We start from the raw sequence: 22,647 nt of genomic DNA, 5'->3' as shown, positions 1-22,647 counted from the left end.
AGCTGGGTACACAAATCATAGTCTCGTCTCCACCACCCCGCGCAGCCAGGGAGCAGGCCGATGACCAGCACCTCCGAACAGCCGCTGATGGTGGCCCGGACGGCGGACACCGGCGAGGTCAACCCCTACCTGCTCGGCGTCTACGCCCCGGTCGGCACCGAGATCGACGCCGGAGACCTGCAGGTCATCGGCGAAATCCCGAAGGACCTCAACGGCGTCTACCTGCGCAACGGCCCCAACCCGCGGTTCGCCCCGGAAGGCCGCTACCACTGGTTCGACGGTGACGGCATGATCCACGCGGTCCACCTGGAGAACGGCAGGGCCCGCTACCGCAACCGGTGGATCCGCACGAAGGCCTTCGAAGCCGAGTCCGCCGCCGGCCGGGCGCTGTGGACCGGCGTCATGGAGAACCCGGAGGGCAACCCCTTCGGCAACGCCCACGGCCTGGGCCTCAAGGACAACGCGAACACCGACGTGGTCTTCCACCGCGGCCGGATCCTCGCCACCTGGTACCTGTGCGGCTCGCCGTACGCGGTCGACCCGCTCTCGCTGGAGACCCTCGGCGCCGAAGACTTCCTCGGCACGCTGGCCGGCGACATGATGGCCCACCCCAAGGTCGACGAGACCACCGGCGAGCTGTTCTGGTTCGACTACGGGCCACGCCCGCCGTACCTGCGCTACGGCGTGATCAGCGCGGACGGCGCCGTCGTGACCAGCACCGACGTCGAGCTGCCCGGCCCGCGCCTGCCGCACGACATGGCCATCACCGAGCACTACGCGGTGCTGATGGACCTGCCGCTGGTCCAGGACCTGGCGGCGGCGGAACAGGGACGCCACAAGCTGCACTTCGACCGCTCGATGCCGAGCCGCTTCGGCGTGTTGCCACGCTACGGGGACGGTAGCCAGATCCGGTGGTTCGAAGCGAGCCCGTGCTACATCTACCACGTCGTCAACGCCTGGGAGCAGGGCGACGAGGTCGTCCTCGACGTCTGCCGCGTGCGGCGACCCCAGTTGCTGATGACCGAGCCACGAGCCGACGCGCACACGCCGCTCGCGAAGATGCTGTCCTACCTGCGGCTCGACGCCCAGCTGCACCGCTACCGCTTCGACCTGCGGACCGGTGCGTGCCACGAGGCGCCGCTCGACGACGACAACACCGAGTTCCCGACCGTCGACGCCCGCGGCGTCGGACGGCGGAACCGGTACTCCTACGCGGTGCACATCTCGCCCGAGCGGACGCTGAAGTTCGACGGGCTGGTGCGCCACGACAATCTTGCCGGCACAAAGACCGAATACCGGTTCGGTCCCGGCCGGTGGGGCAGTGAGGCTCCGTTCGCACCCCGCGAAGGAGCACCCGTCGATTCGGCGGACGGGTACCTGGTGACGTTCGTGCAGGACGAGCGTGAGGGACGCTCGGAACTGGACATCTTCGACGCCGCCGACCTCGCTGCCGGACCCGTGGCCAGGGTCCTGCTTCCCCAGCGTGTTCCGCTCGGTTTTCACGCGACCTGGGTCCGGGCGGACCAGCTGGACAACCTCCGCACCTGAACACCGTCGAGAGGGTCGCGCCCGGGCTTTCCCGGGCGTGGGGATGGTGCGCAGCGGAGACGATCGGCCGGCTCGAGGAGAGCGGGCAGGCGCCGGCCCGGAGGGTCTCGCGCCGGCCGATCGAAAACGGCAGTATCGAAACAAGCGGTACCGCACCCGGTCGGAGAGACCGGAGCGCGGTGCACCCGGAAGCGGGGGTCTCACCCCGCAACCGGATACGGCGAGCACCCGCTCGCCGGGGCGGCCTTGGGCTGAGCGCCGGTTCGTCGTCTCCCGGGGACGGCGAACCGGCCGGCCGCACCGAGACGGGGAGGGCGTGCGTGAAGCTTTCGGTGTCGCTGGGGCTCTGGCAGGACCGGCCGCCGGAGGAGGCGCTGGACACCGCCCGCGCCGCCGAGGCCGCGGGCTACCCGGAGCTGTGGATCGGCGAGATGGCGACGTGGGACGCCTTCGCGCTCGGCACGGCGATCGGGGCGGCCACCTCGCGCATTTCCCTGACTTTCGGGCCACTGGCGGTGAGCGTGCGGGACCCGGCGACGATCGCCATGGGGGTCGCGTCGGTGGCCGCGCTGACCGGCCGCGAAACCGGTGTCGCGCTCGGGACGTCCAGTGACGTCGTCGTGCGCGGCTGGCACGGCCGGTCGCGCGAACGTGCGGCCACGGCCCTGGCGGAGTCCGCCGTTGCGGTCCGCGGGCTGCTGGCCGGCGAGAAGTCTGCTGTGGACGGCCAGGTCGTCGGCTCGCGGGGCTACCGGTTGCGGCTTCCCGCTCCCCGGTCTCCGGTGACGATCGCCGCGTTCGGGCCCCGTGCGCTCGACGTCGCCGCGCGCCATGCCGACCGGATGGTCGTCAACCTCGTCAGCCCCGCCGCCGCGGCACAGCTGGTGCGCGGGCTCCACGACGCCGCCGAGCGCGCCGGGACCACTCCGCCGCCGGTGGCCGCGTGGGTGGTCGCCGCGGCCGATCCGGGACCGGCCGAGCTCGAGCAGCTCCGCCGGGGCGTGGTCGGCTACCTCGCCGCACCCGGCTACGCGGACATGTTCCGCGCGGCGGGCTTCGGCGACCTGATCGACTTCGCGCGGACCCGGCCGCACCCGCGCGAGCTGCTGGCCGCGGTGCCCGCCGAAGCCATCGCCGCGGTCGGGCTGTTCGGGTCCCGCGACGAGATCGCCGCGAAGATCGGCGACTACGCCGCCGCCGGGATCGACGAGCTGGCGATCGTCCCGGCGACCGGTGAACGGGATCCCGGCGGCGCGAAAACCCTCGTCGCGTGTCGATCCGCGGCCGTCCCGTTCGACGCCGGGGTATGACGGAACCGAAGGCAATCCGGAACCTCGACCGATCCGGGGCTGCGGCCCTGCCCTGGAGCAGGGCGCGCGAGCTCCTCGCCACCCAGACCCCCAAGGAAGACCTGACGTTCTTCGTCGGGACCGTCCGTCCCGACGGGCGGCCGCACGCCGCCGGGGTCGGCGCCATCTGGGTGGCCGACACCCTGTACTTCGTCAGCGGGCCCGGCACGCGCCGGGCCCGCAACCTGGCGGCGAACCCGGCGTGCAGCGTGTCGGTGCGGCTGCGCGGCCTCGACGTCACGATGGAGGGGGAGGCCCACCGGGTCACCGAACCCGAGGTCCTCGAGCGGGTGGCGGCCGTCTACCGCGAGGGCGGCTGGCCCGCGACGGTGGTGGACGAGGGATTCACCGCCCCGTTCATGGCGGCGAGCGCCGGGCCGGCGCCCTGGCACCTGTACCGGCTCACGCTGCACCGGGCCTTCGGTGTCGCCACCGCCGAGCCCCACGGCGCCGCCCGCTGGGATTTCACCCCCTGATCGCCGCGGCGACCAGCCGTCCGATCGCCACCATGCCGTCCGCGTTCGGGTGCATCGGTGCGGCGATCGACGTCGGGACCACGCCCTCGAACCACTTCACGCCGGGCAGCTTGCAGACGTCGTGCCCGATCGAGGCCGTCCGGACGTCGACGTAGTGCGCGTTGTGCGCCGCGGCCTGCCGGGCGAGGGCGGCGTTCGTCCGGTCGATGCTGCCCTGGATGTAGTTCGCGTCGCGCGGGGTCAGTGGCGCGATCGGCCAGCAGCCGTTGCGCGGCAGGTACGTGCCGTACCCGGCCACGAAGACGTCGGCGTTCGGCGCCTTCGCGTGGATCGCGTCCAGCAGCGCGCCCCACACCGGCTCGAACGCGGCGATCTTCTCGGCCAGCTGGTCGCGGCCGCCCGCGGTGAACCGGTCGACGCAGTCGGGGGTGATGCCGGGCAGCAGGTTGATGCAGCTGGTCGCGGCCCCCACCAGGCCGATGTCGTTGCCGCCGATCGTCACGGTCACCGTGCGGGTCTGCTCGCTCAACGCGTCCAGCTGCGGCGGCACCGGGCCGGACGACGTCTGCTGCGGAGCGGTCATGTCCGCCGTCTTCGCGCCGGAGCACGTGACGTCCTTCAGCGGCACGCCGAGTTCCTTCGCGGCGACGTGCGGGTAGTCGAGCAGGGACCGGAGGCAGCCGGGGGAGGAGAGGTCGGGCGGCGGGATCAGCGGCCCGGCCGCCGCCGAATCCCCCAGTGCCACGTACTCGCCGGCGGTGCCCGCCGCCGCCGTGCCCGCCGTCGCGCCCGTCAGCGCGGTGACCATGATCGCGATGAACGCCGTCGTCCTCAGTCGCACGCCGTCCTCCTTGACGCAGTGCCGATTGTTGGTCTCCGTGACACCATCGGCACCGGGCGTGGCTTGGTTGACTGGGAATCCGGGCAGAGAACGAGGGGATCGGTTGTGACCGAGCACAAGTGCGGCGGGGACCTCACCCTCGGCGGGCAGCGCGTGCACGAGCGGCTCACCCGGGAGGAGCCCGAGCTGATCGCCCGGGTGCTCGCGCGGATCCAGGCGGAGATCGCGGACTACCGGCGGCTGCCGGTGGAGGAACTGACCGATGACATCGCGGGCATCGCCAGGCAGGCGGTGCGGGCGTTCGCGCGGAGCCTGCGCGAGGACCGCGAGCTCAACCCGGCCGAGCTGCGGCAGGTCGGCGCGTCCGCGGTGCGCCGGGCGGAAGAGGGCTTTCCGCTGGAGGCCGCGCTGGCCGCGTACCACGTCGGTGCGCGGGAGATCTTCGCCGTCAGTTCCGCCGAAGCGGGCCCCGCCGACGTGGCCGACCTCTTCGACGTGGCCGACCGGGTGCTGGGGTTCGTCGGCACCGTCACCGGCGCGGCCACCCGCGGCTACCTGGAGGAACTGCGCACGAAGGTCGGGCAGGAGCACACCGCGCGCCGGACGCTGCTGTCGGTGCTCGTCGACGGCGGCCCGGTCGACGTCGTCGCCCGCAGCGCCGGGATCGCGCTGCCCGCGCGGTACGTCGTGCTGAGCGTCGAACTCGGGCCGCACGCCGACGAGGAGTCGCCGGAGGTGGACGCCGGGATCGCCGTCCGCCGCAAGCTCCGCCGGTTCCTGGCGGCGTTCGAACGGTGCTGCGGCGACGGGGTGCTCGCGTCACTGGACGGTCCCGGCGGGCTCGTCCTGCTCCCGGTGGCGGGCCGGCTGACCGCGATCGCGGACTGGCACGAAGTGCTCGACGTCGCCGGGCGCGCGGCGGGCGTCACCGTGCTGGCCGCGGCGGAGACCGCGACGCCGCCGGAGGTCCGCGCGGTGGCGGCGCAGACCGGCGAGGTGCTGGACGTCCTGCGGTGGTTCGGCCGCGCACCGGGCCTGTACCGCCTCGACGACGTCCTGGTGGAGTACCAGCTGACCCGCCCGGGAGCGGCCCGCGACCGCCTCGCGGCGGCGCTCGACCCCCTGGAAGCGCACCCGGAGCTGGTCGAGACGCTGGACGCGTACCTGGCCTTGGAGACGAACCGCCGTCGCACCGCGGCCCAGCTCCACGTCCACCCCAACACGGTCGACTACCGCCTCCGCCGGATCCGCGACCTGACCGGCATCGACCCCCTCCACCCGGCCGGCCTGCCCCGCATCATCGCGGCCTCGGCCGCCCGCCGCGCCACCCGCACCCGCCACTGACGCGCCGACCCTCCAGGCACGCGAGTCGACCCTCCAAGCACGCGAGTCGACCCTTCAATCACGCGAGATGCGCGCCCAAGCACGCGAGATGCGCGCCCAATCACGCGAGATACGTGCTCAATCACGTGAGATACGCGTCCGATCACGGGACCCGGAGCACCCGGCCGGCGAACTCGCGTACCCGGACGGTCGACTCGCGTACCCGGACGGTCGGTTCGCGTGCCTGGAGGGTCGACTCGCGTGACGGGGAGGTCGACACGCGTGATTGGAGCGTCGACACGGCGGCGCGGGTGAGGAGGCCGGTGAGCAGGGCCGCGGTGAGGACGAGGGCGGCGAAGGCCGAGGCGGGGTCGAACGTCAGCTGGCCGAGACGGCCGAGGACGAAGCCCGTGTGCAGGGCCCAGGCGACCACCGCGATGCCCGCCGCGGCGGCGGGGGAACTCCGGTGGGCGGCCGCCAGGACCACCGAACCCAAGGTGACCAGCGCGTACCAGGGGTGGCCGGTCGCGCCGGCCAGGTCCGCCACGATCACCGCGGCGACGGCCGCCACACACCCGAACGGGAACCCGATGCCGTCTGTCATCGACACAGTCCAGACCCGGGACGGGGCACGAGCGTGGGCCAGGACACATTCCCTACGCCCGTCCCCGTGATCTTTACGCTTTATTTACTCCGCGCGGCGACGCCCTCGATCGCGTCGGCGAGCTCCGGCCAGACCGCGCGCGGCAGGTTGTGCCCCATTCCCGGGAGCACGACCAGCTCCGCGTCCGGGATCGCCTCCGCCGTCGCCTTGCCGCCGCTGACGTTGATCAGCGGGTCGGCGTCGCCGTGGACGACCAGCGCCGGCAGGCGCACGTCACGGAGCCCGGCAGTGCGGTCGCCGGACGCCACGACCGCCGCCGCGTGGCGCAGGGTGCCCACCGGGTGCCGTGCGCGGTCGTAGTGCAGGGCCGCCTTGGCCAGCAGGAACGCCTCGTCGTCCGGATAGCCGGGCGAGCCGAGCCGCCGGTAGCCGTCGACGCTGTCGGCGAGCGCCTGCTCGCGGGTCGTGGCGGGCGGCCGGGTCAGCATCGCCAGCGCCCACGGCTCGGCCTGCCCGACGGCCGGGTCCCCGGTGGTCGACATGATCGACGTGATCGACCGCAGCCGGTCCGGGTGGTCGATGGCCAGCTGCTGCACGATCATCCCGCCCATCGACGCCCCCACCACGTGGGCGCGCTCGATGCCGAGTGCGTCGAACAGCCCGACGGCGTCGTCGGCCATGTCCGACAGCGTGTACGGCGCGGTCGACCGGTCGCCGGCGGCCAGCGCGGCCAGGTCCGGCGGCGGCAGGTGGTCGAGCCAGGTGGAGAGCCCGACGTCCCGGTTGTCGTAGCGGACGACGAAGAACCCGCGGCCGGCCAGCAGCTCGCAGAAACCGTCCTCCCAGGTGATCATCTGGGCGCCGAGGCCCATCACGAGGACCAGCGGCGGGGCCGCCGGATCGCCGAAGGTGTCGTACTCGAGCTCGAGACCGTTGGCCTGTGCGCGTGCCATACCCCGATCCTGCCGTACCCGCGCGGAGCTGGCACCGGGCCGGGCGGTGCGGTTACCGTTACCCCCCATGCCGACCTCATCCTCGGGCACGGGACAGCGCCCCCGGTCGCGGGCCGCGGCGGGGCTGCCGGCGCTGACGGCCGATTGCATCGTCAGCGCCGCCACCGACCTCACCGCCCAGCGCGGCCTGGACAACTGGACGCTGCGGGAGCTCGCCCGCGCGGTCGAGGCCTACCCGGCGGTGATCTACCACCACGTCGGCGACCGGGACGCGGTGGTGAACGCCGTCGTCGACCGGGTCGTCGGGCTGCTGGAACTGCCGGAGGAGCAGCTGCCGTGGCAGGAGTGGTTCACCGAGCTGCTGGCCGGCCTGCGCGCGGTGCTGCGGACCTACCCCGGCTGCGCGCGGCGGCTGGCGTTGTTCGGCCCGTCGGTCAAGGCGGCCACGCGCACCATCGACGCGGGCGTCGGCGTGCTGCTGGCCGCCGGTTTCGGCCGTGAAAGCGTGCTGGCCTACAACCTGCTCCTGATGACCGCCTGCCAGTTCGTCGCGATGGAGGACGACCGCGACGGCGCGCTCGCGCTGCGGCTGGACAACACCGAGGAGTACGCGACCTACCGCGAGCGGCCCGACCTGCCGGGGATGGCCGAGCTGGGGGCGGCGATGCACGACCTGATGGGCGACCCGGACCTCGCGTCGGGCTATTACGCGCAGCTCTACGACTACGCCGTCCGGCGGTGTCTTGACGGGCTCGCGCACCGGCTGGACGAACTTCATGAATCGGACAATCCGGGCTGACAGCGACTTGACAGTGCCTCGGCGTACCGTGGGCGTGCGTCGGTGGTTCGTCCACTGACCCGGAGCCCCTGGCGCCCTCCTCCCCCTCGTGGCGCCGGGGGCTTCGGTCTACGCGGGATCGCCCGGCCGGGGTGCCGGGGAAGCGGTGCGCGGCGGCTCCGCCTGGATGGCCGGGAAGATCTCGCCGACCAGGGTCACCAGCGACTTCGACAGCAGCAGGTGCACCTGGTCCCGCGTCAGCGACCGGCGCACGAGCCACTCCCGGCCCGCCGACTTCACCATCCCGCCGAACGCGCGCACGAGCGCGTTGAGCTCCGGCCCGTGGTCGCATTCCCGCGACAGCCCGACGGCTTCCAGCACGCGGTCGGCGGATTCCCGGTCCGCTTCTTCGAGGATGCGCTCCACCTCGAGGTCGCGGCCGATGCCCTCGGGCGCGATCGCGGCCAGCCACATCCGTTCCTGGCTGGTGACCATGTCGAGGAACCACTCGATGGCGACGTCGGCACGCAGTTCGAGCGGCCCGTCGGGGAGGATCTCGACGGCCAGCCGCGGCACGGTCAGCGCGCGGCGGATGATTTCCAGGTACAGCTCGCGTTTCGTGCCGAAGTAGTGGTTGATCAGCCCCCGCGCGACGCCGGCCGCCGCGGCTATGTCCGATGTGGACACTGCGGAATACGGGCGCTCACCGAAGAGCCGCGCCGCGCAGGTGTAGATCTGTTCCTTCCGTTCGTCCGGTTCCAGTCTTCGCCATCTCGGCGCCGGCTCGGTGTTCATCCGCCCATCGTCGCACGGGCCGTTGTGCCGGGCAGGGCAGTGAGCACGATGTCGGATGGGCCGCGTGCCCCAATCCCACGATCGGGGCACGGTCAGTCCGGCAGCGTGATCGGCGCGATGTCCGCGAAGCCGTCACCCGGGCCCGGGTTCGCCGGATCGGTGGCCCCGCCGAAGTGGTGCAGCACGCCCCACACGGCGTTCAGCGCCGTCTGCACCGCGCCCTCGGCCCAGCCCGCCGTCCACGAGATGTCGTCGCCCGCCAGGAACAGGCCCCGGTACCGCGGCGGCAGCTCGTCCTGCACGAAGTGCGTGAACAGCCGCTGCTGGTAGCGGTAGTGGCCGGGCAGGTTGGCCTTGAACGCGCCCATGAAGTGCGGTTCGGCCTCCCACGACACGGTCACCGGGTCGCCGATGATGTGCCGCCGGACGTCGACGCCGGGGTAGATCTCGCGCAGCGACTGGAGCATCACCTCGACGCGCTCGCCGACCGGCAGCGGCAGCCACTTCAGCGAGTCGTCGGCCCACGTGTAGGACAGGCAGATCACCGCGGGGGCGGCCGGGTCGTCGCCGAGCAGGTACGTGCCGCGGGGCATCCGGTCGGTGAGCGTCATGCTCATCGTGTCGCGGCCGGTCACCGGGTCGCGGTCCAGCCAGAAGGGCCGGTCGACCGGCACGAACACCTTCGACGACGCCATGTAGTGCGTGCGCTCGATCGCCGTCCAGTGGTCGATCGGGAACAGCGCTTCGTCGCACTCGATGTTCGACAGCAGCATCCAGCTCTGCGCGGTGAACACCGCCGCCGGGAACGTCCTGATGTGCCCCTCGGTGTCCGTCACGGTGATGTTGGCGGGTGCGGTGCGGTGCAGCCGCGCGACGCCGGGCATCGGGCGTCCGCCGTGCAGTGTGTTCAGGCTCGTGCCCGCGGGCCAGAAAGCGGTGTCTTCCGGGGCGTGCTCCCACAACCGCAGCGGCAGCTGCCTGCTGCCGCCGACGATGCTGCGGTGCTCGTCGTCGGCTCCGGTGTAGACGACGCGCAGGATCTCCAGGATGGAGTTCGGGAAGTCGGTGTCCCAGCCGCCGGTGCCGAAGCCCACCTGACCGAAGATCTCGCGGTGGCGGAAGGAGGCGAACGCCGGCGAGTCGCAGAGGAACCCGTAGAACGTCTGGTTGTCCAGCCGTGGCACCAGGTCGTTCCACAGCCGCTTGATCGTCTTCGCGTCGCGGTCGCGGATCGCCGTCTGCATCTCGGCGAAGGAGGCGTGCTCGGCCAGCGTCCGGTCCCAGGCCGCGGCGACCTCGCCGAAGACGGCGGGCAGGTCGCCGGCCGTGCGCGCGTAGTGGCTCTGTCCCTTCAGGTCCACGACGGTGCTCGGCGTTCCCGGTGCCAGCGGGTTCGGGAACGGCGTGGTCGCCAGCCCCACCTTGTCGATGTAGTGGAACAACGCGGTCGACGCGGGCGGGAAGCGCATCGCGCCCATCTCGGCGACGACGTCGTCCGGGCAGCCGGGGAACCGCACGGTCCGCAGCCGCCCGCCGAGCTCGGCGGCTTCGTACACCACCGGCCGCAGGCCCAGCTTCATCAGCTCGTACGCGGTGACGATGCCGGAGAGGCCGCCGCCGATCACGGCGACCTCGGTGCCGTGCCGCCCGGCGGGCAGCGAGCCCAGCCCGGCGGGGTGGGCGAGGTGGTCGTCGTAGGCGAACGGGAAGTCCGGGCCGAACATCGTGATCGGGCGGCCGGCCGGTTCGTCGTGGTGGATCGCGGTCGGGACGGCGGAGGTCATGCGGTGGTTCCCCGGTACAGTTCGGGCCGTCGGTCGGCCAGGTGGGTGTTCTCGAGCCGGGACGCGGCCAGCGCGGCCCGGGTGACGTCGGCGGCGATCACCCCGGGGCCGGCACCGGCGCGGGCCAGCACCTCGCCGGTCGGGGCCACGATGCAGGACCGCCCGCAGTAGGTCAGCTCCCGCTCGGTGTCGCAGCGGTTCGCGTAGGCGACGAACAGCTGGCTTTCGTAGGCCCGCGCGGGCACGAGCGTGTCGGCGACCAGCTCGTAGGGGAGCATCAGCGCGGTCGGCACGACCAGGAGCTCGGTGCCGGCGAGCGCGTGCGCGCGGACCAGTTCCGGGAACTCGACGTCGTAGCAGATGAGCAGCCCGACCCGGACGCCGTCGAGGTCGGCCTGCACCACCGCCTCGTCGCCGGGGGTGAACCACGCCTTGTCGAGGTCGCCGAAGAGGTGCGTCTTGCGGTAGTTGGCCAGCCGCCGTCCGGTGGCGTCGACGAGCTGGACGCTGTTGTAGACGTGCTCGCCGTCGGTTTCCGGGTAGCCGTACACCAGTGCGGTGCCGGTTTCCCTGGCCAGCGCGGCCATCCGGGCCGCGGTGGGCCCGTCTGCGGGCTCGGCGAGCTCGTGCGTGCGCGCGCCGATGTGGTAGCCGGTCGTGCCCATCTCCGCGGTGACGACGAGGTCGGCGTCGATCCGGGGCAGGTCGCCGAGCGGCCCCTGGTGGACGGCGACCCTCATGCCAGCCTCGACTTCCGGATCCCGTAGCCGAAGTAGAGCAGCAGGCCCAGTGCGATCCAGCCGCCGAAGACCAGCCAGGTGGCGCCGTCGAGGCTGAGCATCAGGTAGCCGCAGCAGAGCACGCCCAGGATCGGCGTGACCGGCGAGAGCGGCACGCGGAACGACCGCGGGCGGTCGGGCTGGCGCTTGCGGAGCAGCAGGACCGCGACGTTGACCAGCCCGAACGCGAACAGCGTCCCGATGCTGGTGGCGTCGGCCAGCTTCCCCAGCGGGATGAAGGCGGCCAGTACCGCGACGAAGGCCGAGACGACGAGGGTGTTGGTCCGCGGCGTGCCGGTTTTGGCGTCCACTTTGGACAGGGCGGCCGGGACGAGGCCGTCGCGGGACATCGCGAACAGGATGCGCGTCTGTCCGTAGAGGACGGTCAGCACGACGCTGGTGATCGCCACGATCGCGCCGACGGCCAGCAGCCCGGCCCAGAACGGGTTGTCCGAGACGACGCCGAGCACGTGGGAAAGCGCGGCTTCCTGCCCGTCGAACCGCTGCCACGGCAGTGCGCCGACCGCGGCCACGGCGACCAGGCAGTACAGCACGGTGACGATGCCGAGGGAGAGCAGGATCGCCCGCGGCAGGTCGCGTTGCGGGTTCTTCGCCTCCTCGCCGGCGGTCGAGGCCGCGTCGAAGCCGATGTAGGAGAAGAACAGCTTGGCGCCGCCGGCGCTCAGCCCGGCCAGCCCGAGCGGCAGGAACGGGGTGAAGTTCTTCGCCTGCACCGCGCTGAAGGCGATCGCGCAGAACAGCACCAGCGTGCCGATCTTGACCACGACCATGACCGCGTTGGCCCGGGCGCTCTCCTTCGCCCCGGACAGCAGCAGGACCATGGCGAGGACGACGACGAGGATGGCGGGCACGTTGACGACACCACCGGAGCCCGGAGGCTGGCTGAGCGCGTCCGGGATGGCGAAGCCGAAGGCCAGCCGCAGCAGTTCGTTGAGGTACTGCCCCCAGCCGACGGCGACCGACGCCACCGACACGCCGTACTCGAGCACCAGGCACCACCCGCAGACCCAGGCGACGAGCTCGCCGAGCGTGGCGTAGGTGTAGGAATAGGACGAGCCGGACAGCGGGATCATCCCGGCGAGCTCGGCGTAGGACAGGGCCGAGAACAACGCCGTGACACCGGCGAGCACGAACGAGAGCACCACGGCCGGGCCGGCCACCGGGACGGCTTCGCCGAGCACGACGAAGATGCCGCTGCCCAGCGTGGCCCCGATGCTGAGCATGGTCAGCTGCCCGAGGCCGAGCGACCGTTTCAGCGTGCCATGATCGCCTTCGGCGACCAGGTCGGCGACCGGTTTCCGCCGCGCCGCCGCGGCTCGCAAAGTCATGCCGACGACGGTAACGTTCGTTTCCGGAGCGCAAAACACGAGGACGTTGCGCGTACAGATGAATCACAGGTGATTCATTGCACAGCGGCGTCGGGTCGTGGCGATTCGTTCCGCGCTGCAAATTGGCCGAGAACGGGGTGTCGGATCCCGGGGGAGCCGTTCGTGGAGGAGGTGAAGCGGCCGCCACGAGGGCGCCGCCGAGATCCGCAAGGGGATGAAGATGCCGCACCCGGAGCCTGTCGCCCGCCGCATGTACGACCTGGTCGAGCCGCTCGGCCTGGTGCCCTACTTCGCCGACGAGCCGGACGAGGCCCTGCTGGCGCTGGGGCTGGGCAGCGTGTGGGACGCCTACTTCGCCGGCCGGGCCGCGCCCTTCGGCCGGGAGATGCCGGCCGAGGCGGTCCACGCGGTCTTCTACAGCTTCGCCCCCGGCGAAGTGGCCCGGCACATCCCGCGCGTGTGGCAGCTGACCACGCCCGAGGCGGCGCTGGCCGCCCGCGAGCGGGGCTGCGTCGCCGGGATGCGGCGGATCCTCGGTGACCGCGCCGAGGACCCGGCGATCGCCCGCGCCGGCGACCTGCTGCTGACGGCGGCGATCAGCGCACCGGTGGTGGGACGCGCGCTCTTCGCCGCTCTCCGCGCGCTCCCGGTCCCGCAGGAGCCGGTGGCCCGGTTGTGGCACGCGGCCACCCTGCTGCGCGAGCACCGCGGCGACGGCCACAACGTCGCGTTGCTGGCCGAAGGTGTCGGCGGGACGGAAGCCCACGTGCTCCACGCCCTGTCCGTCGACCTGCCCGCGAAGGACTTCGGCCGCCTCGGCCACCTTCCGGAAGCGCAGCTGACCGCGGTCGTCGACGGCATGCGCGCCCGCGGCCTCGTCGGCACCGACGGGTGGCTCACCCCCGCCGGCCGGGCCACGAAGGAGCGGGTCGAGGCACTGACCGACCGGCTCGCGGAGGCGCCGTACAACGCTTTGAGCCCCGGTGAGCTCGACCGCCTCGTCGCCGGCCTCGAACCGATCTCGGCCGCCTTCCGCGCAGTCTTTCCGATGTAGCAGTCTTTCCGATGTAGCGATCTTTCCGATGTGAACAGTCACGCCGGGGCGGTGGCGGGCAGGAGGAGGGTGAACGTCGGCGGGTCCGGGCGGCTCAGCCGCAGCCGGCCGCCCTCCGCTTCGGCGAGGCCGCGGGCCAGGCGCAGGCCGATGCCGTGCCCACTCGGCGTCGTCGCGAACGGGTCCGTCTCGCCGAGGTCGGGGCCTTCGTCGGCGACGTCGATGGCGAGTGCGTCGCCGGCGTCGCGGGCCAGCACCGTGACCGTGCCGCGTCCGTGTGTCGCCGCGTTGTCCAGCAGCACGCCGAGGACCTGCCGGACCGCCGCGGCGGCCACGCGCGCCGGTGGCGGGTCCTGCCGCATGATCCGCAACCCCCGTCCGTGGGGCGCCAGCAGCGCCTCTCCGGCCTGCCGGACTTCGTCGAGGAGCGCATCGAGGTCGAGTTCGGCTCGCGGCGCCCGGCGTTCGCGGCCCAGCGAAAGGAGGTCCTCGATGGTGCGTTCCAGGCGGTCGGCGGACGCGATCCCGGCGCGGATGGCCGCGTACGGGTCCGCGGCCGGGGTTTCCAGCGCCGCTTCCAGCTGCAGGCGCAGGCCGGTCAGCGGGGTGCGCAGCTGGTGCGACGCCTCCGCGGAGAACGCGCGCTCGCGTTCCAGGGTCTCGCCGATCCGGGTCGCGGTGGCGCCCAGCGCCTCACCGACCCGGTCGATTTCGGCGATGCCCGCGCGCGGCGACCGGGCGGTGAAGTCGCCGTCACCGAGACGTTCGGCCGCGGTGGCGAGTTGTTCCAGCGGCCGGACCAGCCGGATCGTGAACCGCCGGGCCAGCAGCCAGCTCACCCCGGTCGTCACCACCGCGAGCCCGGCCATGCCGAGCCAGGTCAGCACGATCCGCAGCCGCAGCTGGGACAGCGGCAGCGCGGCGCGGACCACGCCCGTCAGCCGGGGGCCGCTGACCACCGGCACCGCCAGTGCGATTTCGCCGCCTTCGCGGCCGATGACGACGTCCTCCTGGGCCCTGGCCGCCTGCTGCTCGACCGGGCCGCCGACGGCGGGCCCGTGCCCGGCGAGCAGCCGCCCGTCGGGGGCGTAGATCCCGACCTCGCCCTCGGCTTCGTCGTCCGGCCCGTCGAAGGAGGGCACGGTCGGCCGCCGGCCGGCGTTCAGGTCCTCCGACACGGCGAGCGCGGTGGCGTCCGCGGCCCGCTCCAGGTCGCCCTTCACGTCGTCGTGGTAGTACTGCCACACCGCGATGCCCAGCGGCAGCGCGAACAGCAGGGTGGCGACGAGTGCGGCCAGCACCGTCAGCGAGGTGATCCGGCGGCGCACGGCTACCCTTCGGCGACGGTTCGGGCCGGGTCTTCGAGCCGGTAGCCGTGCCCGCGCAGGGTGGCGATCCGCGGGACCTCGTCGCCCGGTCCGGCGGCCGCGGTGAGCTTGCGGCGCACCGCCGCGATGTGCACGTCCAGCGTCTTCGTCGAGCCGTACCAGTGCGCGTCCCAGACCTCGGACATCAGCGTGTCGCGGCTGATCGCCACCCCCGGCTGCTCGGCGAGCCGGGCCAGCAGGTCGAATTCCTTGGCGCGCAGCACCACTTCGCGCCCGCCGAGGGTGGCGCGGCGGCCGGCGACGTCGACGGTCAGCCCGCCGATGGTCACCGGCGGCCGGGCCGCGGCCGGCGCGCCGCGCCGCAGGTGCGCCCGCACCCTGGCCAGCAGCTCGTTCAGCCGGATCGGCTTGGTGAGGTAGTCGTCGGCTCCGGCGTCGAGGCCGACGACGACGTCCATCTCCTCCTGCCGCGCGGTGAGGATGACCAGCACCGCGGCGGGCAGCGCGGCCCGCAGGCGGCGGCAGACCTCGACGCCGTCGAGGTCGGGCAGGCCGAGGTCGAGCAGCACGAAGTCGAATTCCCCGGATTCGGCGGCCCGCAGGGCGGTCCGCCCGTCGCGGGCCCAGCACACCTGGTGACCGTGTAGTTGCAGGGTCGATTCGAGCACGCTGCCGATCGCCGCGTCGTCTTCCACCACCAGCAGGTTCGGCATGCGGGAAGCCTAGCCAACGCTGCCGCGGAAGCCAGGGAACCGTGGCCTATTCCGTCCGTGTACTGAGCCCGATCCGCGATATCCGCCGGGAAGCCCGCGCCACAGCTTCGGTTAACGCAGTGGTTTCCGCCGGCCCGAACCGGCTGGTGGGCCCGGTGATCGCCAGCGCGGCGAGCACCCGGCCTTCGTCGTCGCGCACGGGAGCGGCGACGCTCGACGCACCCGCCTCCGGTTCGCCGTGGCTGACCGCGGTGTCCCCGGCCGTGCCGTCGAGCACCTCCCCGGCGGCCCCGCACCGCAGCGGCAGCTCGTCACCGGCGCGGCCGACGTGCCGGATGGCCCGGGAGCCTTCCTGCTGAGCCACGCAGACCAGCACGGCGTTGCTGCGCACGTACAGGCTCACTGTTTCGCCGCAGTCGCGGGCCAGCTCGCGCAGCACTTCCCGGACCGGCTCGGGCAGCTGCCACGCCGTGTTCGCCAGCTGCGCCCAGCGCAGCATCCCCGGCCCGACGGTGATCCGCCCGTCCGGCCGGGTCCACAGCAGGCCACGCTGCTCGCAGGTGGCGACCAGCCGCAGCACGGTCGTCTTCGCGAGGCCGCTGGCCGCGGTGAGGTCCTTGACCGCCCACGTCCGGCGGTGTTCGGTGAACAGGGCGAGCAGGTCGAACGCACGCAGGACACTGCGGATCCCGCCGTCGTCTTCCGCCGTCATCGAGCGTCCCCCGTCCGCCTGATGGACGCAGCGTACCGCCAGGCGGACGGACTCAGGCCACGTGTCGCTCGAACGCCGCAACGGTTTCCGCGAGGACGGCCCCGCCCGGCCGGGCCCACAGATCGGCGTTGAACACTTCGACCTCGATCGGCCCCGTGTAGCCCGCGGCTTCGACGGCCGCGCGCAGGTGGCGGTGGTCGATCGGGCCGTCGCCGGGCAGGGCGCGGCCCAGCAGCGGGTCCGGCAGCGGCACCAGGACGTCGCACACGTGGAACCCGGCGATCCGGCCGGCGGCCGCGGCGATCGAGGCCTCGATCCGCGGGTCCCACCAGACGTGGAACTCGTCCACGATCACGCCGACCTGCTCGGCGGGGTGCTCCACCGCGATCGCCAGCGCCTGCTCCACAGTGGACAGCACCGACCGCTCCGCGCACTGCACCGGGTGCAGCGGCTCCAGGCCGAGCCGGACCCCGCGCTCCCCGGCGTAGGGCGCGAGCTCGCCGACGGCGTCGGCGACCCGCTGGCGGGACGCGGCGAGGTCGTTGCCCGCGATCCCGCCCACGACCAGCACGAGCACGCCGGCGCCGAGCGCGGCGGCTTCGTCGATCGCCTCCCGGGTCTGGGCCACACCGTCCACAGGAGACCCTTCCGGCGTCACGCCGGTGAAGAACCCACCGCGGCACAACGACGAAACCCGCACACCGTGCTCCTTGAGCAGCCGCGCGGCCTCGTCGACGCCGGTCTCGGCCACCTTGTCGCGCCACAGCCCGATCCAGCCGACGCCCGCGTCGGCGCAGCCGGCCACCGCCTCGGGCAGCGACCAGGACTTCGTGGTGATCTGGTTGAGGCTCAGCCGGGGATCCATCACACGACCCCCGCGACCTGCAGCAGCGGCCGCATCCGGGCCTCGGCCAGGTCGGGGTCGGCCAGCACGCCGGCCTCGTCGGCGAGCCGCAGCAGCGTGGCGAGGTGGGTGATCGTGCGCGCGGACTCACTGCCGGCGATCATCCGGAAGTGGTCCTGGTGGCCGTTGAGGTGGGCCAGGAACACGACGCCCGTCTTGTAGTGCCGGGTCGGCGCGCGGAAGATCTCGCGGGACAGCGGCACGGTCGGGTCGAGCAGGGCGTGGAACCCGGCCCGGTCGCCGTCGTCCAGACGACGCAGCGCGGCCGCGGCGACCGGGGCGATCGGGTCGAAGATGCCGAGCAGAGCCTCGCTGTGGCCTTCGGCGTCCCCGGCGATCAGCGCGGGGTAGTTGAAGTCGTCGCCGGTGTAGCAGGCGACGCCGTCCGGGAGCGCCCGGCGGAACTCGACCTCGACCTCGGCGTCGAGCACCGACACCTTCACCCCGGCGATCGCGGGAGCGTGCTCGGCGCAGAGCGCGGCCAGTTCGCGGGCGGCGGCGCGGACGTCGGCGTGGCCCCAGTAGCCGGCCAGCGCCGGGTCGAACTGTTCGCCCAGCCAGTGCAGCAGGACCGGCCCGCCCGCCTCGGACAGCAGCTTGCCGTACGCGGCGTGGTAGTCGCCGGGTCCGGTCGCCGCCGCGGCCAGGGCGCGGCTGGCCATCACGACCGGGACCGCGCCCGCGCCGGAGACCAGGTCGAGCTGCTCGCGCCAGGCATCCACAATGGACGACACGGTGGCCGGTCCCGGCGGCAGCTGGTCGGTGCCGACCCCGGCGCACCAGCGCCGTCCGGCCGCGACCGCGCCGGTGCGGGTCACCAGCTCCCGCGTCGTCGGCCAGTCCAGGCCCATGCCGCGCTGCGCGGTGTCCATCGCCTCCGCGACGCCGAGTCCGCACGACCAGAGGTGCTCGCGGAAGGCCAGCGTCGTGTCCCAGTCCACGGCGCAGGGCTCGTCGGCCAGCGCGTCCGCGACGACGTGCGCGGCGGCGTAGGCGATGCGCGATGCCGGCGGCGCTTCCGGGGGCGCGGGGGGCCGTGGCCCGGACGGCGACCAGTTCAGCAGCTCGCCGCCGGGGGCCGGGAGCACGAGCATCGGAGACCTCCGCAAGGGTCAGAAAGCGCTTTCTCAACCCACGGTAGGGCCTGTGCCGCGCTCGCGGCAAGGCCCGGTGGGGTCAGCGTTTGGGGCGTCCGGTGCTTTCGCGCAGGACGACTTCGCCGGACAGCCGGACCGTCCGCGGCCGGCCGGGCGCGGAGCCCTTGATCGCCATGTCCATCGCGCGCTCGCCGAGTTCTTCCAGCGGCAGCCGGACCGTGGTCAGCGCCGGGGCCAGGTCGCGGACCACCGGGATGTCGTCGAAACCGGCCACCGAGATGTCGCCGGGCACGGACAGGCCTTCCTCGCGCAACGCCGTCAGCGCGCCGATCGCCATCACGTCGGTGACGGCGAACAGGCAGGTGGGCAGCTTGCGCTTGCGGCCCGCGAGCAGCCGTTTCGTCGCCTCGTAACCACCGTCGCGGCTGAACGCCGCCTCGACGACGTCGTCTTCGCGCAGTTCGATGCCGTGGGCGGCCAGCTCGCCGGAGAACCCGGCCAGCCGGTCGATCACGGTGCTCAGCCGCCGCGGCCCGGCCAGCACGGCGAACCGCTTGTGCCCGAGGCCGACCAGCTCCCGCGCCAGCGCCGCGGCCCCGCCCTTGTTGTCCGGCTGCACGGTGTCGACCTTGAGCCCGCGGTGCCTGCTCACCGCCGCGACCTGGCCACCGCCGCGGCGGTAGGGCTCCAGCTCGGCGGCCATCGCGCGTTCCCACGCCCGGTCTTCGAACGCCGAGCCGATGAGCAGGATCGCCGCGGCCCGCTGCGCGCGCAGCGTCGAGACGTAGGCGACCTCGCGGTCGGGGTCGCGGAAGGTGCCGGCGAGCATGACGAGCAGCCCGTTGTCGGTGGCCACCCGCATCACCCCGCCCGCGATGGCCGCGAAGTACGGGTCGCTGACGTCGTGGCAGATCACGCCGACCGTGCGGTGGGTGCCACCGGCGAGGGCCTGTGCGTGCGCGTTGGGGGCGTAGGCCAGCTCGGCCGCGGCGGCGGACACCCGCTCCCGCAGGTCGGCGCGGACGGACGCGGTGCCGTTGAGCACCCGCGACGCCGTCGCGAGCGAGACGTTCGCGCTGCGTGCCACGTCTTCGAGTGTCACGTGCGGCCGGGCCTTCATGGCTGGCTCCTCCAAGATCGGTCTCGAGTTGTCTCGGCGTGCTCGGTCGGTGCAATCTACTGGGAGGTGGGTGTGCCGGGAGAAGCCGCTGCTCGGGGGACCTCCCCCGAACGAGTGAAACCCCAGGGGAAGATCGCGTGCCGCGCGTGTGTTGTCCACAAGGAGAACCATCAAGTGGTCAGCCCGCCACAGCCGACCGCCCACGAAAGGAACCACGCATGCTGTTCGGTGACGAGCACGTCCGCCGTTACGAGGAGACCGACGGCGAGGTCGGCCACGACTGGCAGGGAGGCGTCCCGACACTGGTCTTGACCACCAAGGGCCGCAAGACCGGCCAGGAGCGCAAGTTCGCCCTGATCTACCAGGAAGTCGACGGGAACGCGGTGATCGTGGCCTCCAAGGGCGGTGCGCCGAACCACCCCGGCTGGTACTACAACCTCGTCGAGCACCCCGAGGTCGGCGTGCAGATCAAGGCGGACAAGTTCACCGCGCGTGCCCGCACCACCTCCGGCGAAGAGCGCGCGAAGCTGTGGGAGAAGCTCGCCGCCGTCTGGCCGGACTACAACGAGTACGCCAAGAAGACCGACCGCGAGATCCCCGTCGTGGTGCTCGAGCGCCGGTGACCTGCTCGCGGTGAACTTCTTGCTGTGATCTGCGCCGCGTTCGGCGCGGGCGGGGGCCGAACCGGCCGGTGGTGGGCTACGAATGACACTCATGACCGACCGCTGGACCACCCTGGACCTCGAAGGCGAGCTGCTCACCCGGCGCCAGATGATCGCCTACGGCCGGCGCTTCGCCCGCGCCGGCCGTGGTGCCTGGTACAGCTTCGCGATCGAGGTGGTCTGGCAGTTCCTCGTCCAGACCACCCGCTTCCGCGTCCGGGGCTCGCGGCACATCCCGAAGTCCGGTGGCGTGCTGGTGGCGTCGAACCACCTGTCGTTCGCCGACCCGACGACGCTCACGGCGTTCTGCCTCGCCGCCGGCCGCGTGCCGCGCTACCTGGCGAAGGCCTCGCTCTGGAAGCTGCCGGTGGTCGGTCGCGTGATGCGGTCCGGGCGGCACATCCCGGTCTACCGCGGCGCGGCGACGGCCGCGGAGGCCTACCGCGACCTGGTGGCGTCCGTGCGGGCGGGCGAATGCGTCGCGATCTTCCCGGAGGGCACGTTCTCGAACGACCCGGACGGCTGGCCCATGCGCGGCAAGACCGGCGTCGTGCGGGCGGCCCTGGAGACCGGAGCCCCGGTGATCCCGGTGGCCAACTGGGGGACCCACCACCTGCTGCCGTCGACGGCGAAGCTCCCGCGCGCACTGCCGCGCAAGACGGTCGAGCTGATCGCCGGGCCGCCGGTCGACCTGTCGGACCTCGTCGGCCGCGAGCTCACCCGTGCGGTGCTGGAGGAGGCGACGGCCCGCATCATGGCCGCGATCACCGAGCTGCTGGTGTCGATCCGCGGCGAGCAGCCGTCGGTGGCTGCCTGAAATCGTCGGTGGTGGGCGTGGGCTCCTCGCCGCATGAGGCCCGGGTCACCCCGCCCAGGAGCGCCCGGAAGGGTAGTTTCGGGGCATGAGTGCACAACACTTTGATGTCGTCGTCCTGGGGGCCGGGGTAGGCGGCTACGTCGCGGCGATCCGCGCGTCCCAGCTGGGGCTGAGCGCCGCGGTGGTCGAGGAGAAGTACTGGGGTGGCGTCTGCCTGAACGTCGGGTGCATCCCGTCGAAGGCGCTGCTGCGCAACGCCGAGCTGGCGCACGTGGTGACGCAGGAGGCGAAGACCTTCGGCATCTCCTCGGACAGCCCGATCCGCTTCGACTACACGGCCGCGTACGAGCGCAGCCGGAAGGTCGCCGACGGGCGCGTCAAGGGCGTGCACTTCCTGATGAAGAAGAACAAGATCACCGAATTCGACGGGCACGGCACGTTCGTCGACGACCACACCCTCGAGGTGAACGGCGAGCGGATCACGTTCGGCCACTGCGTCATCGCGACCGGTGCGACCACGCGGCTGCTGCCCGGGACTTCGCGCAGCGACCGCGTCGTCACCTACGAAGAGCAGATCCTCTCGAGCGAGCTGCCGTCGAGCATCGTGATCGCCGGCGCGGGCGCGATCGGTGTCGAGTTCGCCTACGTGCTGCACAACTACGGCGTCGACGTCACGATCGTCGAATTCCTCGACCGGATGGTGCCGCTCGAGGACGCCGAGGTGTCGGCGGAGCTGGCGCGCCGGTACCGCAAGCTCGGCATCAAGGTGCTGACGTCGACGCGCGTCGAGTCGATCGACGACTCGGGCTCCTCCGTGCGCGTGACGGTGTCCTCGGAAAAGAACGGCGAGCAGGTCCTCGAGGCCGACAAGGTCATGCAGGCGATCGGCTTCCAGCCGCGCGTGGAGGGCTACGGCCTGGAGAAGACGGGCGTGGCCCTGACCGACCGCGGCGCGATCGCCGTGGACGGCCGCGGCCGCACGAACGTCGGCCACATCTTCGCGATCGGCGACGTGACGGCGAAGCTGATGCTGGCGCACGCGTCGGAGTCGATGGGCGTGGTGGCGGCGGAGACGATCGCGGGTGCCGAGACGATGGAGCTCGACTTCCCGATGATCCCGCGCGCGACCTACTGCCAGCCCCAGATCGCCAGCTTCGGCTGGACGGAGGAGCAGGCCCGCGAGAAGGGCTTCGACGTCCAGGTGGCGAAGTTCCCGTTCACCGCCAACGGCAAGGCCCACGGCCTCGGCGACGCGGCCGGGTTCGTGAAGCTGATCAGCGACGCCCGCCACGGCGAGCTGATCGGCGGGCACCTGATCGGCCCGGACGTGACCGAACTGCTGCCGGAGCTGACGCTGGCCCAGCAGTGGGACCTGACCGTGCACGAGGTGGCGCGCAACGTGCACGCCCACCCGACGCTGGGCGAAGCGGTGAAGGAAGCCGTTCACGGCCTCGCGGGCCACATGATCAACATGTAGGGACGTCGAAGCGGAGCTCGGCCGGTCCCAGCGAACCTTCGGCGGTTTCGCCGGGACCGTGCCCGAGCGCCGCGCACCCATTCGCAGGTAGACCCCTTTGCCTTGGTACGCCGAAGAAGCGAGCATCAAGGCCCCGGCTTGCGCCGGGGTGGCGCGGCGGATCTCGATCTCTTCCATGCCGCGG

The 22,647-nt window shown here is 72.6% G+C and carries 22 protein-coding genes; 9 read left to right on the top strand and 13 right to left on the bottom strand.

Annotated features, from left to right (window positions below; genetic code table 11):
- The first annotated feature begins 60 nt into the window (after positions 1-60).
- From ACLJQE_RS41455 to ACLJQE_RS41445, 3 genes are all read left to right on the top strand, one after another.
- Positions 61-1,548 carry a carotenoid oxygenase family protein gene (locus tag ACLJQE_RS41455; RefSeq protein WP_410645239.1) on the top strand — a complete coding sequence of 496 codons (1,488 nt, stop codon included), beginning with the start codon at positions 61-63 and terminating at the stop codon, positions 1,546-1,548.
- A gap of 320 nt (positions 1,549-1,868) precedes the next feature.
- Positions 1,869-2,858 carry an LLM class F420-dependent oxidoreductase gene (locus ACLJQE_RS41450; protein ID WP_410645237.1) on the top strand — a complete coding sequence of 330 codons (990 nt, stop codon included), beginning with the start codon at positions 1,869-1,871 and terminating at the stop codon, positions 2,856-2,858.
- Positions 2,855-3,373 (top strand): pyridoxamine 5'-phosphate oxidase family protein, encoded by a 519-nt coding sequence (locus ACLJQE_RS41445; RefSeq protein WP_410645235.1) that lies wholly within the window; start codon positions 2,855-2,857, stop codon positions 3,371-3,373. Before ACLJQE_RS41450 ends, ACLJQE_RS41445 begins: the two co-directional genes overlap by 4 nt.
- On the opposite strand, the gene ACLJQE_RS41440 is transcribed toward ACLJQE_RS41445, so the two are convergent.
- Complete coding sequence (locus ACLJQE_RS41440; protein WP_410645287.1) at positions 3,363-4,208, bottom strand: SGNH/GDSL hydrolase family protein; 846 nt, start codon at positions 4,206-4,208, stop codon at positions 3,363-3,365. The two genes, ACLJQE_RS41445 and ACLJQE_RS41440, sit on opposite strands and share 11 nt — an antisense overlap.
- A 111-nt stretch (positions 4,209-4,319) precedes the next feature.
- Here ACLJQE_RS41440 and ACLJQE_RS41435 point away from each other — a divergent pair, with 111 nt between their 5' ends.
- The gene (locus tag ACLJQE_RS41435; protein ID WP_410645233.1) at positions 4,320-5,558 is read left to right on the top strand and encodes a PucR family transcriptional regulator; all 1,239 of its coding nucleotides are present in this window, start codon (positions 4,320-4,322) and stop codon (positions 5,556-5,558) included.
- 142 nt (positions 5,559-5,700) lie between these two features.
- Here ACLJQE_RS41435 and ACLJQE_RS41430 read toward each other — a convergent pair whose 3' ends face one another.
- Together ACLJQE_RS41430 and ACLJQE_RS41425 are read right to left on the bottom strand one after the other, a co-directional pair.
- On the bottom strand, positions 5,701-6,141 hold the full coding sequence (locus ACLJQE_RS41430; protein ID WP_410645231.1) for a hypothetical protein: 441 nt from the start codon (positions 6,139-6,141) through the stop codon (positions 5,701-5,703).
- An 80-nt stretch (positions 6,142-6,221) separates the two neighbouring features.
- Positions 6,222-7,094: an alpha/beta fold hydrolase gene (locus ACLJQE_RS41425; protein ID WP_410645229.1), complete on the bottom strand. Its 873-nt coding sequence runs from the start codon at positions 7,092-7,094 to the stop codon at positions 6,222-6,224.
- Between the two features lie 67 nt (positions 7,095-7,161).
- Between ACLJQE_RS41425 and ACLJQE_RS41420 the strand changes: the two genes are divergently transcribed.
- Positions 7,162-7,893 carry a TetR/AcrR family transcriptional regulator gene (locus ACLJQE_RS41420; RefSeq protein ID WP_410645227.1) on the top strand — a complete coding sequence of 244 codons (732 nt, stop codon included), beginning with the start codon at positions 7,162-7,164 and terminating at the stop codon, positions 7,891-7,893.
- 108 nt (positions 7,894-8,001) lie between these two features.
- Here the strand turns inward: ACLJQE_RS41420 and ACLJQE_RS41415 are convergent, their stop codons facing one another.
- From ACLJQE_RS41415 to ACLJQE_RS41400, 4 genes are all read right to left on the bottom strand, one after another.
- Entirely contained in the window at positions 8,002-8,667 is a 666-nt protein-coding gene (locus tag ACLJQE_RS41415) for a TetR/AcrR family transcriptional regulator (RefSeq protein ID WP_410645225.1), read from the bottom strand.
- Between the two features lie 92 nt (positions 8,668-8,759).
- Complete coding sequence (locus ACLJQE_RS41410) at positions 8,760-10,451, bottom strand: flavin monoamine oxidase family protein (protein ID WP_410645223.1); 1,692 nt, start codon at positions 10,449-10,451, stop codon at positions 8,760-8,762.
- Positions 10,448-11,191: a carbon-nitrogen hydrolase family protein gene (locus ACLJQE_RS41405; RefSeq protein ID WP_410645221.1), complete on the bottom strand. Its 744-nt coding sequence runs from the start codon at positions 11,189-11,191 to the stop codon at positions 10,448-10,450. The genes ACLJQE_RS41410 and ACLJQE_RS41405 overlap by 4 nt, the downstream gene beginning before the upstream one ends.
- Entirely contained in the window at positions 11,188-12,579 is a 1,392-nt protein-coding gene (locus tag ACLJQE_RS41400) for an amino acid permease (RefSeq protein WP_410645219.1), read from the bottom strand. The genes ACLJQE_RS41405 and ACLJQE_RS41400 overlap by 4 nt, the downstream gene beginning before the upstream one ends.
- A gap of 220 nt (positions 12,580-12,799) precedes the next feature.
- Between ACLJQE_RS41400 and ACLJQE_RS41395 the strand changes: the two genes are divergently transcribed.
- Positions 12,800-13,633: an SCO6745 family protein gene (locus tag ACLJQE_RS41395; protein ID WP_410645217.1), complete on the top strand. Its 834-nt coding sequence runs from the start codon at positions 12,800-12,802 to the stop codon at positions 13,631-13,633.
- A gap of 38 nt (positions 13,634-13,671) precedes the next feature.
- Here the strand turns inward: ACLJQE_RS41395 and ACLJQE_RS41390 are convergent, their stop codons facing one another.
- The 6 genes from ACLJQE_RS41390 to ACLJQE_RS41365 form a co-directional block, all read right to left on the bottom strand.
- Positions 13,672-14,961: a sensor histidine kinase gene (locus ACLJQE_RS41390; RefSeq protein ID WP_410645215.1), complete on the bottom strand. Its 1,290-nt coding sequence runs from the start codon at positions 14,959-14,961 to the stop codon at positions 13,672-13,674.
- A gap of 2 nt (positions 14,962-14,963) precedes the next feature.
- On the bottom strand, positions 14,964-15,674 hold the full coding sequence (locus ACLJQE_RS41385; RefSeq protein ID WP_410645213.1) for a response regulator transcription factor: 711 nt from the start codon (positions 15,672-15,674) through the stop codon (positions 14,964-14,966).
- A 46-nt stretch (positions 15,675-15,720) separates the two neighbouring features.
- A complete protein-coding gene (locus ACLJQE_RS41380) occupies positions 15,721-16,386 on the bottom strand; it encodes an IclR family transcriptional regulator (protein ID WP_410645211.1) in 666 nt (221 codons plus the stop codon).
- 52 nt (positions 16,387-16,438) lie between these two features.
- Positions 16,439-17,251 (bottom strand): sugar phosphate isomerase/epimerase family protein, encoded by an 813-nt coding sequence (locus tag ACLJQE_RS41375; protein WP_410645209.1) that lies wholly within the window; start codon positions 17,249-17,251, stop codon positions 16,439-16,441.
- Positions 17,251-18,384: a dihydrodipicolinate synthase family protein gene (locus ACLJQE_RS41370; protein ID WP_410645207.1), complete on the bottom strand. Its 1,134-nt coding sequence runs from the start codon at positions 18,382-18,384 to the stop codon at positions 17,251-17,253. Before ACLJQE_RS41370 ends, ACLJQE_RS41375 begins: the two co-directional genes overlap by 1 nt.
- 82 nt (positions 18,385-18,466) lie before the next feature.
- Positions 18,467-19,507 carry a LacI family DNA-binding transcriptional regulator gene (locus tag ACLJQE_RS41365; protein WP_410645205.1) on the bottom strand — a complete coding sequence of 347 codons (1,041 nt, stop codon included), beginning with the start codon at positions 19,505-19,507 and terminating at the stop codon, positions 18,467-18,469.
- 218 nt (positions 19,508-19,725) lie between these two features.
- Here ACLJQE_RS41365 and ACLJQE_RS41360 point away from each other — a divergent pair, with 218 nt between their 5' ends.
- From ACLJQE_RS41360 to lpdA, 3 genes are all read left to right on the top strand, one after another.
- A complete protein-coding gene (locus tag ACLJQE_RS41360) occupies positions 19,726-20,130 on the top strand; it encodes a nitroreductase family deazaflavin-dependent oxidoreductase (protein ID WP_410645203.1) in 405 nt (134 codons plus the stop codon).
- A gap of 91 nt (positions 20,131-20,221) precedes the next feature.
- The gene (locus tag ACLJQE_RS41355) at positions 20,222-20,986 is read left to right on the top strand and encodes a lysophospholipid acyltransferase family protein (RefSeq protein ID WP_410645285.1); all 765 of its coding nucleotides are present in this window, start codon (positions 20,222-20,224) and stop codon (positions 20,984-20,986) included.
- A gap of 85 nt (positions 20,987-21,071) precedes the next feature.
- Positions 21,072-22,463 (top strand): dihydrolipoyl dehydrogenase, encoded by a 1,392-nt coding sequence (gene lpdA / locus ACLJQE_RS41350; protein WP_410645201.1) that lies wholly within the window; start codon positions 21,072-21,074, stop codon positions 22,461-22,463.
- Positions 22,464-22,647: the final 184 nt, after the last annotated feature.

Source organism: Amycolatopsis sp. lyj-346 (assembly GCF_046548975.1).
Taxonomy (GTDB): Bacteria; Actinomycetota; Actinomycetes; order Mycobacteriales; family Pseudonocardiaceae; genus Amycolatopsis.
This window is presented reverse-complemented; position numbering and strand designations above follow the sequence as displayed.